We start from the raw sequence: 16,742 nt of genomic DNA, 5'->3' as shown, positions 1-16,742 counted from the left end.
ATCAAATCAGTAAAGGGTGGAGCCTACCGGATTCAGTGGCCGATTTCTCGGCAAAGTTCCGTTCGGCTGTCTGAGGCCGGTTCTCAGAGATTAGCTGCCTGCAGGCGCAAGGCGTGCTCGACGTACAACTGGATCGAATCGGCTGAGCCGGCAGGCTCACCGGAGGCCCGACGCAAGCTGCGCAAGTGATCAAATGGGTAGTCGGAACGGATCACGGTGCCCAGATGAGAGCTGTAGCGGCCGACAATCCCGTCGTTCTGGCCGGGCTCGGTGATGAAGTACTGCGACAGCGCCCGGCAAATGCCATGAACGGGATCGAATGTTTGCAGATTCATTTCCGGCACGACGCCGCTCCAGGAATAGTAGCGGACGCCATTGACCCGTTCGGGTCCCTGTGCGCCCCAGCTCTCTGGCAGGGCTTGCGGATATTTGTCATTGAAATCCCCGACCCCTACGGTCGTCAGTGCATTCAATGCGGCCAGCGCATTTTTCGGCAGGGCTGTGGTTCCACCGAGCAGGCATAGAAGGTCGGAAAACAGCGTGGCCACATTCTGAGCGACGCTCTCCGGCAACCTTCCGGGAATCAGTGCCTTGCGCAAGAAGTCCGCGAGCTCCGAGCCGTGGTTCGGTCCACTGACCGAAGTCACGGAAGCAACCCTTTGCGGGGCAACCGCTGCGGCATAGCGAGCCGCCAATGCGCCCTGACTATGACCGATCAGGTTGACTTTGCTCGCACCTGTGCCTCTGAGCACAGAATCAATCTGCCCGAGCAGTTGTTTGCCTCGTACTTCATTGTCATGAATGGCTGACAGGTGCGGCACGAACACCTGCACGCCGACGGCCTTCAGCGCCTGTTTGACGTCGTGGAACAGCTCAAAAGGGCCGATCCGCTCGAATCCGAACAGACCGTGCACCAGCAGGATGGGATAAAGAGTTGTGGTATTTCGTTGCATTTTTCATCCTTGATCGCAGAAGTTCATCGATATTTGCACGGTGCCACTCTAAAACAGTCGTGGAGCTCATGATGCATGAAGAGTCCCGGTTCACCGCCCGAAACTGGATCAGCGCCTGAAGGAAACTTCCCTGATGTATGAAATCCGGATCGGAATATTTGGACATCTCCTGCGTTGCCCCATGTGTTTTTCCTGCCGTTGCCTACTTCATGTGATGCACTTGCCCGCGTTCTGCACAGCGAACGGACGACATTAAATTGTTGATGAAGCGGCTTGAATAGAGGCTCTTCGACGCAGCGAGCCAGCTGCAGGGTATTTCCAGGGAATGGAGCTACGAATGAATACGCAGAACGCGCAGGAAGCAACGCAAGGCAACGCTTTGGTCGCAACAATGATCGAGTCATCCGGGCAGTCTTGCAGTCATGAGCCGGTTGACTCACTGCCCGCAGTCACCCTCGACGCTGTGGAGGATGCGGTTCTTGATCCCTCGCGGAACAAGGTCGTCGTGCGGATTGCGCCTTATCCCGATATGGCTTGCGGCGACAGGGTGGTATTGAGCTGGCACGGTCTTGATATCGAGGGCATGCCGTACCGAAACGAAGGCGTTCGATTCATCAGCGAAGCCCAGTTGGGAAAGGAAATTGTATTTGTCGTCAGAAACCCTCACATCGCGGCATTGGACGGCGGTTCACTGGAGGTCTTCTGGACATTGACCAGCGCTTCAAGGCCGATGCCGGTGACCTCCGCTCGAGAACGACTGGATGTCGGAGATGTTCGTTACAGTCTGCTGCCGGCCATCATTGATGATGCTGTCGGAGGGAGTCTTGAGCCTGCGCGTGTCATCGATGGAACCACGGTCACCCTGCAGCCTTACGCCGGAATGACAGCGGGAGACCGGGTGGCGTTGATCTGGCAAGGTCCCGTAGAGCACGCTTCCTTTCGGGACTGTCTGATCGTCGAATCCTTTGCTGTTGGAGAGTCGCTGGTATTCGGTGTCAACCCACAATTCATCGCCCCGCACCTGGGTGGAGAGGTGGTGGTTCAGTACTGCATAGAACAGAAAAGTGGTGCGATTCGTGAGTCAGGGGTTACGCGAGTCAACATTGCTCCGCTGGTGCGGGGCGAACTGGCCGCGCCACAAGTGTTGGAGGCGGAAGGCAGCGTGCTCGACGTAAAGGACACGATTGACGGTGTCAGTGTGGTGATCGGCAATGCGCAGCTGGAGGTTGGAGAGCTGGTTTATCTCAAGTGCGATGGAGAGTTCTTCTTTCATCGTGATGATCGGGAAATCGGCAGCGGGATGGAAGTTGAGCCGATCGTCTTTATCGTTCCCCATCGATTCTGGCGTGAACACATCAATACGGTCGTGCGTGTGTCTTATTCCGTCGAGCGACTGGACGATGTCAGCCAGGTTTCCGAGGGTGTCTTGTTGCACGTACAGGAATGATCAAACAGCCTTCCGCGCGTATCTGCTACGGAAGGCTGCTTTTGCAATCAAGGCAGAGGTTGTGTCCGAAGGCGGTCGGCTGCATTGAGCAGCAGGTGTTCCGTGGCACTGAAGCCCAGGCAGCCATCGGTCACGGAAACGCCGTAACGCAACGACTCGCTCAGAGGCTGGCATCCTTCGAACAGGTGCGACTCGATCATCATGCCGACCAGTGAGCGGTCGCCTTGCAGGCGTTGTTCCAGCACATCGTTGAATACTTCCGGCTGACGCAGAGGGTCCTTGCCGCTGTTGGCGTGACTGCAATCGACCATGATCCGGCTCGGGATTTTCAGGCGGTTCAGCTCGGTATGGATTCGGGACACGCTGGCGCGGTCGTAGTTCGGCCCTTGATGGCCGCCGCGCAGGACCAGGTGCGTGTCCGGGTTGCCCGAAGTCGGGATGATTGCCGGATGACCCTGGCTGTCTACGCCGAAATGGCGATGTGGATGAGCCGCTGAGCGCATTGCGTCGACGGCAATGGATACGCCGCCATCGGTGCCGTTCTTGAAGCCGACCGGCATGCTGAGTCCGCTGGCCATCTCGCGATGAATCTGTGATTCGGTTGTCCGCGCACCGATGGCAACCCAACTGAGCAGGTCGTCGAAGTAGCCAGCAGCCATGGGTTGCAGAAGTTCGGTGGCAACAGGCAGGCCGAGGCGGATCATTTCCAGCATCAGTTCGCGTGACAACGTCAGGCCGGCGGCCATGTCGTCGCTGCCGTCCAGATGGGGATCGTAAGCGAGACCCTTCCAGCCGACGGTGGTGCGGGGTTTTTCGACGTAGGCACGCATCACGAGCAGCATTTCCTGACTGACGTCGTTGGCCAGTCGGGCAAGTTTTTCGGCGTATTCGAGCGCTGATTCGGGATCGTGAATGGAGCAAGGGCCGACAACGACCAGCAAACGGTGGTCTTCGCCGTTGAGAATGGCGCGGATGGCCTGGCGGTGATTGGCAACCTGCTGGTTCAAGGCATTGCTCAGGGGCAATTGCTGCTTGAGTTGCAGCGAACTGGGCAGACGCAGGGTCAATGCTTCGTTGGCCGGGTTCAGGGTGGACAGTGGCAGAGCAGAAACGGACGAGTTCATATTCGGTCTTCCTGGGCTGGTCGCGGGTCTTTCCCGCCGACTCGGCCCTATTGGGGTGTTCGACAGTTGGCCGTATTGGCTACATGTGTTGGCTTGCCACCTGTGGGTGACCGATCGGAGGCGGCAGGCTGTCCCGAGCGGAGGCTGCTAAATCGCCAGGCGGTAAAACTGTCGTAGCGGTAATAAGTGGCGTAGTTCATGTCGTGATTCCTCAAATGTCTGGTGTGTCGCTGAAAGTTCAGGGCCTGAAAAAACAAAACCCCCGGTCGGGAGGCCGACCGGGGGTTGAGAATTCTCTGGTAGGCGACCCGTCTATATGGGCGCCGTGTGGGTATCAGGCGCGCCAGTGGCTAAACCAATACCCAAAATAAAAGCTGGCTGGAGCGCAAATGTTGTTCACGCGCGCAGCCGCAACCGAGCGCTGGGCGCTGGTGGCAAGAAGCTGTGCAAGGGCGTTGAACATGATGTGTCTCCGATGAATGCGCCGAGCTTACTAGAGCCTGATGCGCGTCAGCAATCAGAAAATGCTATTGAAGGTACAAGACGTCCTCTATCGGTTGAGCCTTCGGCAAGCTATGACACACTCTGCCGTTTTCAGCGGTTCAAGGTTGAGTCGCGTCGAGGTTGGCATCAGGGGAGGGCAAGGCATGAAGGTGGTGGATGTGCAAACAAGGTTTCATTTGCGACCGGCGACGACCGATGACCTGTCGTTTACGCGAGAAATCACTTGCCAGAACATGCTCCGCTATTACATCAGCTACGATCTGCTGTGGCAGGACGAAGCTTTCGATATCGCCTGGGCCGGGCGCGAAAACTGGATGATCGAATGCGAAGGCAGGCCAGTAGGTTATTTCAGCCTCAGTCGTGATGCCCGCGCGTTGTACATTCGCGAGTTACAGGTCTGCGGGGGATTTCAGGGACAAGGTGCAGGTTCCTGGGCGATCGATCAGATTGTTGCAATTGCGCACCTTGAACGTCGCCCGGCATTGCGTCTGACAGTGTTCAAGAACAATCCGGCGCAAAACCTGTATCGCAGAAAGGGAATGGTTGTGCAGGGCGAGGACGAGTGTTTCCTGAGGATGCATCTCGAATTCAGTACACGTGTGCTCTGAAACGCACGGCCGGCAAGCCCTGAATGATGAATTGAAACTTTTTATATGCTGCTTGCCGCTAGGTCTGTCTGGCACTTTTTGCTAAGGTGTCCGGCATCCCAATAAGACCATATCGCGAGGTGTCTGCTTGATTAGGGTGCTAGTGGTCGATGACCATGATCTCGTTCGTACGGGCATTACACGGATGCTGGCCGATATCGATGGCCTGCAAGTGGTTGGCCAGGCCGAGTCCGGGGAAGAATCCCTTATCAAGGCCCGTGAGCTGAAGCCAGACGTGGTGCTGATGGACGTCAAGATGCCTGGCATCGGCGGCCTGGAAGCCACGCGCAAACTGTTGCGCAGCCATCCGGACATCAAGGTGGTTGCAGTCACCGTGTGCGAAGAAGATCCGTTTCCTACCCGATTGCTGCAGGCGGGAGCCGCGGGTTACCTGACCAAGGGTGCTGGATTGCCGGAAATGGTACAGGCCATCCGCCTGGTCTTTGCCGGTCAGCGCTACATCAGTCCGCAGATTGCCCAGCAACTGGCGATCAAGTCCTTCCAGCCAACCAACGATTCTCCGTTCGATGCCTTGTCGGAGCGCGAAATCCAGATTGCCTTGATGATTGTCGGGTGCCAGAAGGTGCAGATCATTTCCGACAAATTGTGCCTGTCGCCAAAAACCGTAAACACCTACCGTTACCGCATTTTCGAGAAGCTTTCGATCAGCAGTGATGTCGAGCTGACGCTTCTGGCAGTTCGTCACGGCATGGTTGATGCCAGCCTCTGACCATGACTGAAACATTCGATTCCGGCGCCTTCCTGTCGACTGTCAGCGGGCGCCCCGGCGTTTACCGCATGTTCGACAGCGATGCGCGTCTGTTGTACGTCGGCAAGGCCAAGAATCTGAAGAAGCGCCTGGCCAGTTACTTTCGAAAAACCGGACTGGCACCCAAAACCGCCGCGCTGGTTGGGCGAATAGCCCAGGTCGAAACGACCATTACCGCCAACGAAACCGAAGCCCTGTTGCTTGAGCAAACACTGATCAAGGAGTGGCGGCCGCCGTACAACATCCTGTTGCGCGACGATAAGTCTTATCCGTATGTGTTTCTGTCTGACGGACAATTCCCTCGCCTGAGCATTCATCGCGGCGCCAAGAAGGCCAAGGGCAAGTACTTCGGGCCTTATCCGAGTGCCGGGGCAATTCGCGAAAGCCTCAGCCTTCTGCAAAAGGCTTTCTTCGTGCGTCAGTGCGAAGACAGCTACTACAAAAACCGGACGCGTCCTTGCCTGCAGTACCAGATCAAGCGCTGCAAGGCTCCCTGTGTCGGGCTGGTCGAGCCCGAGGTATACGCCGAAGACGTGCGGCACTCGGTGATGTTCCTCGAGGGGCGCAGTCATGCACTGACAAATGAACTGTCCACGGCGATGGAAGAGGCTGCAATCAATCTCGAGTTCGAGCGCGCTGCGGAGCTGCGCGACCAGATTGCATTGCTGCGTCGGGTTCAGGATCAGCAGAGCATGGAAGGCGGGACTGGCGATATCGATGTGATCGCAGCTTTCGTCAACCCCGGTGGCGCCTGCGTGCATTTGATCAGCGTACGGGGAGGGCGGGTTCTGGGCAGCAAGAACTTTTTCCCGCAGGTCGGGATTGAGGAAGACGTTGCCGAAGTCATGGCTGCGTTTCTTGGCCAGTATTTCATCAGCAGTCCCGAGCGGGATTTGCCCAGTGAACTGATCGTCAATGTCGTCCATGAAGACTTCCCCACGTTGATCGAAGCGATCCAGGAGCTGCGCGGTCGCGAACTGTCCATCAGTCATCGGGTTCGCGGTACAAGGGCGCGCTGGCAACAACTGGCCGTGACCAATGCCGAACAGGCGCTGGGTGCGAGGCTGGCCAACCGTCAGCACGTTGCGGCCCGTTTCGAGGCATTGGCCGAGGTACTGAAACTGGACGAGCCGCCGCAGCGCCTGGAGTGCTACGACATCAGTCATTCCAGCGGCGAGGCAACCGTTGCGTCCTGTGTGGTATTCGGGCCAGAAGGGCCGATCAAATCGGATTACCGCCGATACAACATCGAAGGCGTGACGGCGGGTGATGATTATGCCGCCATGCACCAGGCGTTGACCCGGCGCTTCAGCAAGCTGAAGGACGGTGAGGGCAAGTTGCCGGACATTCTGTTGGTGGACGGCGGCAAAGGGCAGTTGTCGATGGCGCGAGATGTGCTCAACGAACTGGCCGTGCCGGATCTGATCCTGCTGGGCGTTGCGAAAGGTGCGACGCGCAAGGCTGGGTTCGAGACTTTGTATCTGAATGATGCCGCGCACGAATTCACGTTGCGTGGCGACTCTCCGGCGTTGCACCTGATTCAGCAGATTCGTGACGAAGCTCACCGCTTTGCGATCACTGGACACCGTGCGCGCCGTGGCAAAACCCGTCGTACGTCGACGCTGGAAGGCGTGGCGGGCGTGGGGCCGACTCGGCGCAGGGACTTGTTGAAACATTTTGGTGGATTGCAGGAGCTGTCTCGTGCAAGCATCGAAGAGATCGCCAAAGCGCCGGGGATCAGCAAAAAGCTAGCAGAGTCGATTTATGCAAACCTGCATAGTGAGTAGAATGCCCATTCACCTCGTAGCCAGTTGTGCCGATGAATATCCCTAATCTGATTACCGTTCTCCGTGTCCTGCTCATCCCGATCTTCATTTTGTTGTTCTATCTGCCTTACCAGTGGAGTTATCTGGCCTCAAGTTCGGTCTTTGCCTTCGCGGCAGCAACGGACTGGCTGGATGGTTATCTGGCGCGACGCCTGGAGCAAAGCACTCCGTTTGGAGCGTTTCTGGATCCTGTCGCTGACAAACTGATGGTTGCTGTTGCACTGGTGTTGCTGGTGCAGGAACACGGCAACCTGTGGCTCACGTTGCCGGCGGCCGTCATCATCGGTCGCGAGATCGTCGTTTCGGCGTTGCGTGAGTGGATGGCCGAACTTGGTGCGCGGGCTCATGTGGCTGTATCGAACCTGGGCAAATGGAAAACCGCTGCGCAAATGCTTGCACTGGTGATTCTTCTGGCCAACCCCAAGGTTTTCAGCTTCTGGGTTTTCATCGGTTACACGTTGCTGATGGTTTCTGCAGGCCTGACCTTGTGGTCGATGGTTCAATACCTTCGGGCTGCCTGGCCGCATCTGAAGACCGATGTTGAAAAGAAATAAAACTTTTTTGAATCAAGGGGTTGACGGCGCTTCTGATTTCTATAGAATGCGCCACACCAAGCGGGAATAGCTCAGTTGGTAGAGCACGACCTTGCCAAGGTCGGGGTCGCGAGTTCGAGTCTCGTTTCCCGCTCCAAGTTTTACAGCGTTTGTTGTTGCGCTACTGACAGCAAATGTTTTTGAGGCCGAGTAGCAAAATGGTTATGCAGTGGATTGCAAATCCACCTACGCCGGTTCGATTCCGACCTCGGCCTCCACTATAAATAAGCTCCGTAGATCCATGATTTACGGAGCTTTTTTTATTGCATTGTGCTGAAAGATTTAGTCTTTAAAACGGCCTTTGCCAACTTGCTTCACGGGGGAGTGATGTATATATTTCCCCCTCTGCTGTACGGGCAGCAATCTGTCAGGATTGTGAACCGGCATCAGGGCAACGCAGTATCGCGCTACCGCCCGAATGGCGAAACTGGTAGACGCATGGGACTTAAAATCCCCCGCTCGTAAGGGCGTGCCGGTTCGATTCCGGCTTCGGGCACCATCTTGAATCAAGGGTTTGCGGGCGAAAGCTGATGCAAACCCTTGTTAGTTTCTGGGTCGCAATTTTGATCTCAACCCTGATTGATCTTGTTGTCATGACCTTTTCCCTGCCATTCGGATCGTGCTGTTCAACCTCGTCGCTATCGCGGTCAACTGAGAGGTGGGGCAGGAGCATTCAGTCTCCATCGATGATGTAATAAGGACGTTACGTGTTTCGCAAAGCAGTTTTACTGGTGTTGATCGCCAGTCTGAGTGGTTGTGCAGCAACCGCCATGCGGATGGATTACGACGAGCATCGATGCCCCTATATCGGAGTGCGGTTTGATTGGTGGGCGGTGGGTGCATCCAAAGGAAAGTTGATTCCGTTTTTACTCATAGACGCACCGTTTTCATTAGTGGTCGATACGGTATTTTTCCCCTTCGAGTATCAGTACAGCTGTAACCTTTGATTTGCTGGAATGCCTCCGTATCGGGATGAGGTTTCGACCTGGATTTCAATCACTGGACAGTATGGAATACGAACCGATTGAGCTCTCCAGAGGGGCATTCGTTCAGGCTCGGCTTTCGATACATTGAATATAAAGGCTTGCATGACGTTTTTCATGCAAGCCTTTTTTGTGCCACAAAAACATCCGCCCTTCATTCACGGTCGAGCATTCCAGACCCCAGTCGAAGCCGTACGTCTGGCATAAGCACTGAAGTCTGCCGCCGGCCGTCCCAACGCTTGCGTCACACCATCGGCAACAGCGGTATTGCGCCCGTCCAGTACAGTGGTGAAGAGATAAAGCACCAGGTCGACCCACGGCGCAGGTAGTTGCGCATTTTCAAGTTCTTTGCGGTAACTCTCCGCCGGCACTTGTATGAACTGGATATCGCGCCCTGTTGCCGAGCTGATTTCCCGTATTGCCTCAGTGAAGGTCAGTGCTTGTGGCCCGGTCAGTTCATAGAGTTTTCCAGCATGACCCGGTTTGGTGAGTGCCTGCACGGCGACTTCGGCAATATCTTCCGCATCGACAAACGGCTCAGCGACATTGCCGACTGGAAGCACGAGCTGACCTTCGATGATCGGATCGAGGAAATGTGCCTCGCTGAAGTTCTGGAAAAACCAACTGGCTCGCAGAATTGTCCAGTCGATGCCGCTGTTCTGCACAATCCGTTCAGCTTCTTGCGCTTCAATTTCTCCGCGTCCTGAAAGCAGTACCAAGTGTTTGATGTGGTGCTTGACGGCGAGCGAAACGAACGCCTGCAGGGTTTCCAAGGCGCCGGGCATGGCGAGATCGGGCTGATAGGAGATATAGACTGCGCGCACACCCGTGAGAGCAGCGCTCCAGGTTGAAGGATTCTCCCAATCGAACGGGATGGGTGCATTGCGCGACCCTGGTCGAACCGGATGTCCTTCTTCGATCAGTCGTTTGCTGATGCGGCTTCCGGTTTTTCCGGTAGCGCCGAGTATCAGAAAGGGTTGGGCTTCTGAGCTTGTCATGATCATCTCTCTGTTAACGTGAGCATCTCTCACAAAAAATACGATAGATGCTCACGTTATGCCGTCAAGAAACGCCTGTCCTCAGCCGACGACAGGTCATTTGTTGAACGTCACGGATTTAGATCGAAGAATTGAGAGAGTCGGCGAGGGCCGGATGCAGTATTTCCCGAAGCGACATGCGCTTGAAGGTTTCGACCAGTCGCTTACCTTCTGCCTCAGAGCAGGAAATGGCCAGGCGCATCGTCGATTCACCCAGTTGCCAGACCAGAAAAGCCCCATCGCTCACTTGTTGTTCATTGGCATCAGGGAAGGCGCGCAGCACCGCGTGGGTCAACATTTGCGCCGCGATGCGACTTTCCTGCAGTTCCAGATCCAGCAGCTGTTTGTCAGCCTGCATACCTGACCAGATATCGCGCATGACCGGTTCTGCCGTGATGATCTGGTAGTACAGATCCAGCAGTTCCGAATAAGCGACTTCCAGCGATTGCGCATCGTGGACCGCCTCCAGAGCAACCTGAATGCAGCGGCGGCTTTCGGCGTTGTAACGCTGTGCGAGGCTGAGGATGATCGAACTCTTGTCAGGAAAATACTGGTAGAGAGAGCCAATGGATATCTCGCAGAGTGCAGCGATTTCACTCATCTTCAGTTGATCGCTGCCCTTGCTGGCAATCAGCCGGGTGGCCACACCGAGAATTCGTTCCTGCCGTTCACGGCTGCGTTTTTGCGACGGATTGCGGCGAGGTGAGGGGGAAGCTCCGACGCTTTCTTCAGGATCAATGGATGCTTGCACTCTGAGTTACCGAAACTGAAACGGACAGGGCTTACCATAGCATCGGCGGATCTACACAGTCATAAACTCATCAGCAGAAATGGGCCGAACAGACGGCCCATTGTCGTCGGCCGCTTAAACGAATGCTTGCCCGGTAAAACCTCTTGGCAGGCGTTGGAGACCAGTCATCGCTGTCAGACGCTCGATCCACTCCGAGCGCCAACCAGATGCACGGTGCGTTGCTTTTGCATGGCGAGCGAGCCGACGCGCAGCATTACGTTGGTCTTTGCGTGCGTTTTTATAAGCTTCTGTGTTGCGGCAGCTGCGGCATTTGACGCGATTGAGCTCGGGGCTGGCACTGAGGTTATTGCCCTTGTGACCACAGGCCAGATGCCCGTCGACTTTGAAGTGAATGACCATGAGACGCCTCCTTGGTGACGTGTAGAGGGTTTGACCTCTCACCACCAAGGACGTTCTTTTTTGCAGCATTGCGCCAATCAGCGGATCACCTGAAGCGTGGCAGCGGCCGGTCGACAGGTTTGAGCGACGACAGGGTGCTGCGAATCAGCGGAGCATCTTTTTCGATGTCGTTCAAACGATCGCGAATGCGCAGGGCGGTCGGGTGCCCGCCTTGATGATCGACCCAGTCGGCGATCTCTTTGCAGGCCGCGGCGAGGCGTGCCTCCCGGGCATCGAGCAAGGTGAGGAGAGTGGTGATGGACTCTCTTTCGGACATGGAACACCTCCGTTCAGGAAACCGCTCTGAGGCAGCAAAAAGCCCGCGAAGCGCGAGCTCTCTGCCGTTGGGGCGCTGCTCCTTCAGCTGGTTTGAGTATAGACCCGTAAATGACAGCTATCAGCCCGAAGACTCGCTGACCGTCACCCGCGAGCTGGCGGCGTTAAGCCGCAGGCATTCTCGCCGGGCGTCCTCTTCCAGATCGTAGCCATCCCCGATGAAGCCGCCGGTACGCGTGTCACTGATGCGGTACCAACCGGTGGCTTCGGCAGGTTCATGGAGACTTTCTCCGGCGCGGCGACCGTGAATGATGATCTTGTTGCAACGCTTCACGACGAATATGTCTTCCATGGCGTCACCGCAGTTGATTCGTGTCAGATCAACTATAGAAGCCCTGACAAATCGTGCAAAAAATAGGCAGGTCAGTTCGTCGGTTGCAGACGCTCAGGTCAGGGTGGTCATCCGTTCCAGGAACATGGCCAGTGCAACCTCCTCGGCGCGCAGCCCCTTGCGCACCCGAGGTCGTGGTAGCTCGGCCAGCGCGCCCAGCATGAAATGCTCCACCACGGCCGGGTGGATATAACATTTACGGCACACCGCCGGCGTGTTCCCCAGTTGCCGCGCCACACCCTTGACCATCTCCACCACATGCCGCCTGGCTTCGGTTTCCGATTCCCATTGCAACTCCCGCAACACTGCCAGGGCGAGGGCGCTGCCGGCCCAGGTTCGGTAGTCCTTGGCGGTGAAGTCCGCACCGGTCAGGGTTTGCAGGTAGGTGTTGACGTCTGAAGAGCTGACGGTGTGCCGCTCGCCATGTTCATCCAGATACTGGAACAGATTCTGCCCCGGGATTTCCAGGCAGCGCTTGATGATCCGCGCCAGGCGTCGGTCCTTCACCGTGATCTGATGTTCGACACCGCTTTTGCCGCGAAACTGGAACAGGATCGCGCTGCCGTTGACCTCGACATGTCGGCTGCGCAGGGTGGTCAGTCCGTACGACCGGTTGTCCCGCGCGTATTGGGTATTGCCGACGCGGATCAGCGTGGCATCGAGCAAAGTGATCACCGTGGCCATGACTTTGTCGCGACTGAACCCTGGCGCCGCCAACAGTGTTTCCAGTTGTTTGCGCAACTTCGGCAGCGCGATGCCGAACTCGCGCAGTCGCGAGTATTTGTCGGCATCACGGACCTCGCGCCAGCGCGGGTGATAACGGTACTGTTTGCGCCCGCGAGCATCGCGACCGGTGGCTTGCAGGTGGCCGCGAGGGTCTGCGCAGATCCAGACATCGGTGTAAGCCGGAGGCACGGCCAGCGCGTTGATGCGTTTGATTTCGTCAGGATCACTGATGCGCTGACCAGCTGTGTCGAAGTAGCAGAACTTGCCGCGCAGCTTTTTGCGGGTGAGCCCGGGCTGGGTGTCATCGACGTAATGCAGGTCCGAAGGCAACACATCGGTCAGCGCGGTATCGGGCATGGCGGGAATCCTTGGCGGCAATCAGGCTGTTACAGCGATTGACCGCATGCCATGACAGTCGTGCCGACCGATTCAAGCCAGAACCGCGACAGCCTTGATCTGCGCCCACAATTGTTGACCCGCATGCACGCCCAACTGATCCCGCGAATACCGGGTGATTCTTGCCAGCAGAGGCGTGCCGCCTGCATCAAGGCGGATCAGCACATGAGCGGCATTGTCGGCAGGCATTTCGCTGGCCACCGTGACCGGCAGGCGATTGAGGATGCTGCTGTGCTCAGTGTTTTGCAGGGTCAGGCTGATATCGCGAGCCTGCACTTTGCAGCGCAGCGTCTGACCGACTTCCATGGGGGAGTGGGTCACACGAATGCTCAGTAACGTGTCGGGCAATTGCAGGCAGAGCAATTGGTAGTTGTGATCGTAGGAGATAACGTGCCCCTCGATCACCACTCCGGCGTCATCGCCCATTGCCAGTGGCAGATCCAGGCGGGCCAGAGTTTCGCCGATCGGACCGCTGGCCAGCGCTTTGCCGTTGTCGAGCAGCACCAGGTGGTCGGCCAGGCGCGCGACTTCGTCCTGGGCGTGGCTGACATACAGAACCGGGATATCGAGTTCGTCGTGCAGCCGTTGCAGGTAAGGCAGGATTTCGCTTTTGCGCTGACTGTCGAGGGCCGCGAGCGGCTCGTCCATCAGCAACAGTTTCGGACTGGTCAAGAGCGCCCGAGCGATGCCGACGCGTTGACGTTCGCCGCCGGATAAATGCTGCGGATGACGCTCCAGCAAATGGCCGATTCCCAACAGTTCGGTGGCCTGTGCCATGTCGACCCGACGTTGATTCCTGGCAATCCGTTTGAGGCCGAATTGCAGGTTGGCCAGTACCGAGAGGTGTGGAAACAGGCTCGCCTCCTGAAACACATAGCCGAGCGCACGTTTGTGCGGCGGTACGAAAATGCCTTTCTCGCTGTCCTGCCAGATTTCGTCGTTGATTTGCACAAAGGCGTACGGAGCCCGTTCCAGTCCGGCAATGCAACGCAGGCAGGTGGTCTTGCCTGAGCCCGATTGTCCGAACAATGCGGTCACGCCACGACCGGGCAAGTGCAGGTCGACATCCAGGCCGAAGCCGGAGTAAGCGAGTTTCAAGCGTGCTTCAATCATCGATCAACTCCAGCCTGCGCGCGACTTGCGGCTGGAATAGAGCGCCAGCAACACCAGAAACGAAAACACCAGCATCGCACCGGCGAGCCAATGTGCTTGTGAGTATTCCATGGCTTCGACGTGGTCGTAGATTTGTACCGAGACCACCCGGGTCTTGTCGGGAATATTGCCGCCGATCATCAGTACAACGCCGAATTCGCCGACGGTATGGGCGAAACCCAGGATCGCCGCCGTAATGAAACCGGGACGTGCGAGCGGCAGGATGACGCTGAAAAAAGTGTCCCATGGATTGGCGCGCAAGGTGGCCGCCACTTCCAGGGGGCGAGTGCCGATGGCGGAGAAGGCGTTTTGCAACGGCTGCACCACAAAGGGCATGGAATAGAGCACCGAACCGATGACCAGTCCGGTGAAACTGAACGTCAGTGTGCCGAGCCCCAGCCACTGGGTGAAATGCCCAAGAAAGCCATTAGGCCCGAGCGCGAGCAACAGATAAAAACCGATGACGGTCGGCGGCAGTACCAGAGGCAGGGCGACAATTGCCCCGATGGGGCCACGCAACCAGGATTGGCTGCGCGACAGCCACAGGGCAATCGGAGTGCCGATGACCAGCAGGATCGCGGTGGTCAGGGACGCCAGTTTCAGGGTCAGCCAGATCGCCGCGAAATCGGCACTCGTCAGCGACATTTACAGCTGATAACCGTAGGACTTGATCACCGCAGCGGCTTTCGGGCCTTTGAGGTATTCAACCAGCGCCTTGGCAGCGGCGTTGTCTTTGCCTTTGTTCAGGATGACGGCGTCCTGTTTGATCGGGTCGTGCATGCTCGCCGGAACGATCCACGCCGAGCCGCTGCTGACCTTGCCGTCCTTGTAGATCTGCGACAGGGCAACGAAGCCCAGTTCAGCGTTGCCGGTGGACACGAATTGATAAGCCTGAGTGATGTTCTGGCCTTCGACGATTTTGGCTTTGGTTGCATCAGTCAATTTCAGCTTTTCCAGCACCTGGGTGGCAGCCAGGCCGTAAGGCGCAGCTTTCGGGTTGGCGATGGAAAGGTGTTGGTATTCGTTTTTCTTCAGAACGTCGCCTTTGGCGTCGACGTAACCTTCTTTGGCCGACCATAGCGCCAGCGTGCCGATGGCGTAGGTGAAGCGCGAGCCCTTGACGGTGTCGCCTTCTTTTTCCAGTTTCTCAGGGGTGGTGTCGTCAGCCGAGAGGAACACTTCGAACGGCGCGCCGTTCTTGATCTGGGTGTAGAACTGTCCGGTGGCGCCATAGGCCGCGACCAGTTTGTGCCCGGTGTCTTTTTCGAAATCGGCGGCGATCGCCTGGATCGGTGCAGTGAAGTTGGCCGCGACGGCGACTTGCACTTCGTCGGCCTGAGCGGCGCCGATGGCGAATACCGCGAGCAGGGCAGGGGCAAACCGTGAGGCACGAATGGTCATGTAACAGCTCCGTTGTTGGCAAGTGCAGTGGGCAGTTATTGTTGGAGGGGTAGACTGCGCCGATGCGAGGGGGTGAATCGCTATATAGATGAATATATAGCGAAATGCCTCTAAACGGAAAGTGCTGGTTTCAGGCAGGCAGGTGAGGGCATGAAATCCCTCAGTCTGCCGTGCTTTTTTACCGAGCCAGTTTCGCGAGCGCTCCTTCGGCGAGTTGGCGAGTCAGTTCGGCACTGCTCAACTCCTTGCCCAACGTAAACGCCTGACCGGCCCAGAGATTGCTGAAGTCGGCCTCATCCTTGGCGCGCAATGGCATCAGGGCACCGCCGGCCAAGGGAAACGCCGGCGCTTTGTCCGACATCGGTCCCACTTCACGCATCACTCGATTCAGAATTCCCCGTGCCGGACGTCCGGTGAACAGGTTGGTGATAGCGGTCTCACTGTCTTTCGCCGTGCGCAGCGCCTTGTGATGAGAGGCACTGACTTTGGCCTCTGGTGTAAACAGATAAGCCGTTCCGACCTGAGCAGCAGATGCACCGAGCATGAACGCCGCTGCAACGCCTCGCGCATCGGCGATCGCACCGGCAGCAATCACCGGCACTTTGACCGCGTCGACGATTTGCGGAACGAGGGCAAAGGTTCCGACCTGGCTGCTCAGGTCATCGCTGAGGAACATGCCCCGATGGCCTCCGGCTTCGTAGCCCATGGCGATGATTGCATCGCAACCGTTCTGTTCCAGCCAGATGGCTTCATCGACGTTGGTGGCCGAAGACAGGATTTTCGCACCGGTGGCCTTGACCCGGTTCAGCAGGGACTTTTCCGGCAGGCCGAAGTGGAAACTCACCACCTCAGGGCGAAACTCTTCCAGCACTTCGCAAGCCGCCCCATCAAACGGCGCTCGGTTGGATACCGGCGTCGGCGCATCGAAGTCGGCACCCAGTTCGCGGTAGTAGGGCTCCAGCAGATTCTTCCAGTCCCGCGCCCGCTGTTCATCGGCGGCCGGTGGCTGGTGGCAGAAGAAGTTGACGTTGAAAGGTTTGTCAGTGCCCTGGCGGATGGCTTTCAGTTCTTCGCGCAATTGCTCGATGCTCAACATCGCTGCCGGCATTGATCCCAAACCGCCCGCATTGCACACGGCAATGACCATCGACGAGTTGGTGGCACCGGCCATCGGGCCCTGGATGATCGGCAGTTCGATGCCGAGCAGGTCAAGAATGCGGGTATCTGGCCATTGGTTCATGGAAAAGACTCCGAAGGACAAAGCAGGGCAGGGAAGCTGAAGCCGGTTTTTTTACCAGCAAAACCGGGTGCAGGGCCAGCCGAGATTT

At 57.3% G+C, this 16,742-nt stretch carries 19 protein-coding genes and 3 tRNA genes; 9 read left to right on the top strand and 13 right to left on the bottom strand.

From position 1 onward, the window contains the following. Positions 1-83: 83 nt before the first annotated feature. Entirely contained in the window at positions 84-953 is an 870-nt protein-coding gene (locus AC1RMX_RS06530; protein WP_493071110.1) for an esterase/lipase family protein, read from the bottom strand. 337 nt (positions 954-1,290) lie between these two features. Between AC1RMX_RS06530 and AC1RMX_RS06525 the strand changes: the two genes are divergently transcribed. Continuing rightward, on the top strand, positions 1,291-2,400 hold the full coding sequence (locus tag AC1RMX_RS06525) for a hypothetical protein (RefSeq protein WP_493071108.1): 1,110 nt from the start codon (positions 1,291-1,293) through the stop codon (positions 2,398-2,400). A 47-nt stretch (positions 2,401-2,447) separates the two neighbouring features. Here the strand turns inward: AC1RMX_RS06525 and AC1RMX_RS06520 are convergent, their stop codons facing one another. Continuing rightward, positions 2,448-3,524: a 3-deoxy-7-phosphoheptulonate synthase gene (locus AC1RMX_RS06520; RefSeq protein ID WP_493071106.1), complete on the bottom strand. Its 1,077-nt coding sequence runs from the start codon at positions 3,522-3,524 to the stop codon at positions 2,448-2,450. A 334-nt stretch (positions 3,525-3,858) separates the two neighbouring features. Beyond that, the gene (locus AC1RMX_RS06515) at positions 3,859-3,987 is read right to left on the bottom strand and encodes a hypothetical protein (protein ID WP_255261935.1); all 129 of its coding nucleotides are present in this window, start codon (positions 3,985-3,987) and stop codon (positions 3,859-3,861) included. 184 nt (positions 3,988-4,171) lie between these two features. Between AC1RMX_RS06515 and AC1RMX_RS06510 the strand changes: the two genes are divergently transcribed. From AC1RMX_RS06510 to AC1RMX_RS06475, 8 genes are all read left to right on the top strand, one after another. Then, a complete protein-coding gene (locus AC1RMX_RS06510) occupies positions 4,172-4,636 on the top strand; it encodes a GNAT family N-acetyltransferase (RefSeq protein ID WP_096821612.1) in 465 nt (154 codons plus the stop codon). Positions 4,637-4,763: 127 nt separating this feature from the next. Beyond that, positions 4,764-5,405 (top strand): response regulator transcription factor GacA, encoded by a 642-nt coding sequence (gene gacA, locus AC1RMX_RS06505; RefSeq protein ID WP_032829778.1) that lies wholly within the window; start codon positions 4,764-4,766, stop codon positions 5,403-5,405. Positions 5,406-5,407: 2 nt separating this feature from the next. After that, entirely contained in the window at positions 5,408-7,231 is a 1,824-nt protein-coding gene (gene uvrC, locus AC1RMX_RS06500) for an excinuclease ABC subunit UvrC (RefSeq protein WP_096821565.1), read from the top strand. A gap of 32 nt (positions 7,232-7,263) precedes the next feature. Continuing rightward, positions 7,264-7,824, top strand: coding sequence for a CDP-diacylglycerol--glycerol-3-phosphate 3-phosphatidyltransferase (pgsA, locus tag AC1RMX_RS06495; RefSeq protein WP_085730785.1), 561 nt, complete (start codon positions 7,264-7,266; stop codon positions 7,822-7,824). A 60-nt stretch (positions 7,825-7,884) separates the two neighbouring features. Continuing rightward, positions 7,885-7,960 (top strand) — tRNA-Gly (locus AC1RMX_RS06490). Between the two features lie 47 nt (positions 7,961-8,007). Further along, positions 8,008-8,081 (top strand) — tRNA-Cys (locus AC1RMX_RS06485). 194 nt (positions 8,082-8,275) lie between these two features. Next, positions 8,276-8,362 (top strand) — tRNA-Leu (locus AC1RMX_RS06480). Between the two features lie 208 nt (positions 8,363-8,570). Then, entirely contained in the window at positions 8,571-8,810 is a 240-nt protein-coding gene (locus AC1RMX_RS06475; protein WP_096821563.1) for a YceK/YidQ family lipoprotein, read from the top strand. Positions 8,811-9,004: 194 nt separating this feature from the next. Here the strand turns inward: AC1RMX_RS06475 and AC1RMX_RS06470 are convergent, their stop codons facing one another. From AC1RMX_RS06470 to AC1RMX_RS06425, 10 genes are all read right to left on the bottom strand, one after another. Beyond that, positions 9,005-9,844 carry an NAD(P)H-binding protein gene (locus tag AC1RMX_RS06470; RefSeq protein WP_493071102.1) on the bottom strand — a complete coding sequence of 280 codons (840 nt, stop codon included), beginning with the start codon at positions 9,842-9,844 and terminating at the stop codon, positions 9,005-9,007. 118 nt (positions 9,845-9,962) lie between these two features. After that, entirely contained in the window at positions 9,963-10,634 is a 672-nt protein-coding gene (locus AC1RMX_RS06465; protein WP_096821560.1) for a TetR/AcrR family transcriptional regulator, read from the bottom strand. Positions 10,635-10,748: 114 nt separating this feature from the next. Further along, a complete protein-coding gene (locus AC1RMX_RS06460) occupies positions 10,749-11,033 on the bottom strand; it encodes a hypothetical protein (protein ID WP_493071100.1) in 285 nt (94 codons plus the stop codon). Between the two features lie 85 nt (positions 11,034-11,118). Beyond that, a complete protein-coding gene (locus AC1RMX_RS06455; RefSeq protein ID WP_085730787.1) occupies positions 11,119-11,349 on the bottom strand; it encodes a hypothetical protein in 231 nt (76 codons plus the stop codon). A 120-nt stretch (positions 11,350-11,469) separates the two neighbouring features. Next, positions 11,470-11,700: a hypothetical protein gene (locus AC1RMX_RS06450; protein WP_096821557.1), complete on the bottom strand. Its 231-nt coding sequence runs from the start codon at positions 11,698-11,700 to the stop codon at positions 11,470-11,472. Positions 11,701-11,793: 93 nt separating this feature from the next. Further along, positions 11,794-12,822 carry a DNA topoisomerase IB gene (locus AC1RMX_RS06445; RefSeq protein WP_096821555.1) on the bottom strand — a complete coding sequence of 343 codons (1,029 nt, stop codon included), beginning with the start codon at positions 12,820-12,822 and terminating at the stop codon, positions 11,794-11,796. A gap of 72 nt (positions 12,823-12,894) precedes the next feature. After that, a complete protein-coding gene (modC, locus tag AC1RMX_RS06440) occupies positions 12,895-13,974 on the bottom strand; it encodes a molybdenum ABC transporter ATP-binding protein (RefSeq protein ID WP_493071097.1) in 1,080 nt (359 codons plus the stop codon). 3 nt (positions 13,975-13,977) lie between these two features. Next, positions 13,978-14,658: a molybdate ABC transporter permease subunit gene (gene modB / locus AC1RMX_RS06435; RefSeq protein WP_096821551.1), complete on the bottom strand. Its 681-nt coding sequence runs from the start codon at positions 14,656-14,658 to the stop codon at positions 13,978-13,980. Further along, positions 14,659-15,414 (bottom strand): molybdate ABC transporter substrate-binding protein, encoded by a 756-nt coding sequence (gene modA, locus AC1RMX_RS06430; protein ID WP_096821549.1) that lies wholly within the window; start codon positions 15,412-15,414, stop codon positions 14,659-14,661. It abuts the gene before it with no gap. Between the two features lie 178 nt (positions 15,415-15,592). After that, positions 15,593-16,654 carry an NAD(P)H-dependent flavin oxidoreductase gene (locus AC1RMX_RS06425; protein WP_096821547.1) on the bottom strand — a complete coding sequence of 354 codons (1,062 nt, stop codon included), beginning with the start codon at positions 16,652-16,654 and terminating at the stop codon, positions 15,593-15,595. Positions 16,655-16,742: the final 88 nt, after the last annotated feature.

The sequence above is a fragment of the Pseudomonas sp. GW822-FHT03F04 genome (assembly GCF_058801405.1).
Note: the sequence above shows the minus strand (reverse complement) of the source record. Positions and strands in the feature narration are given on the sequence as shown.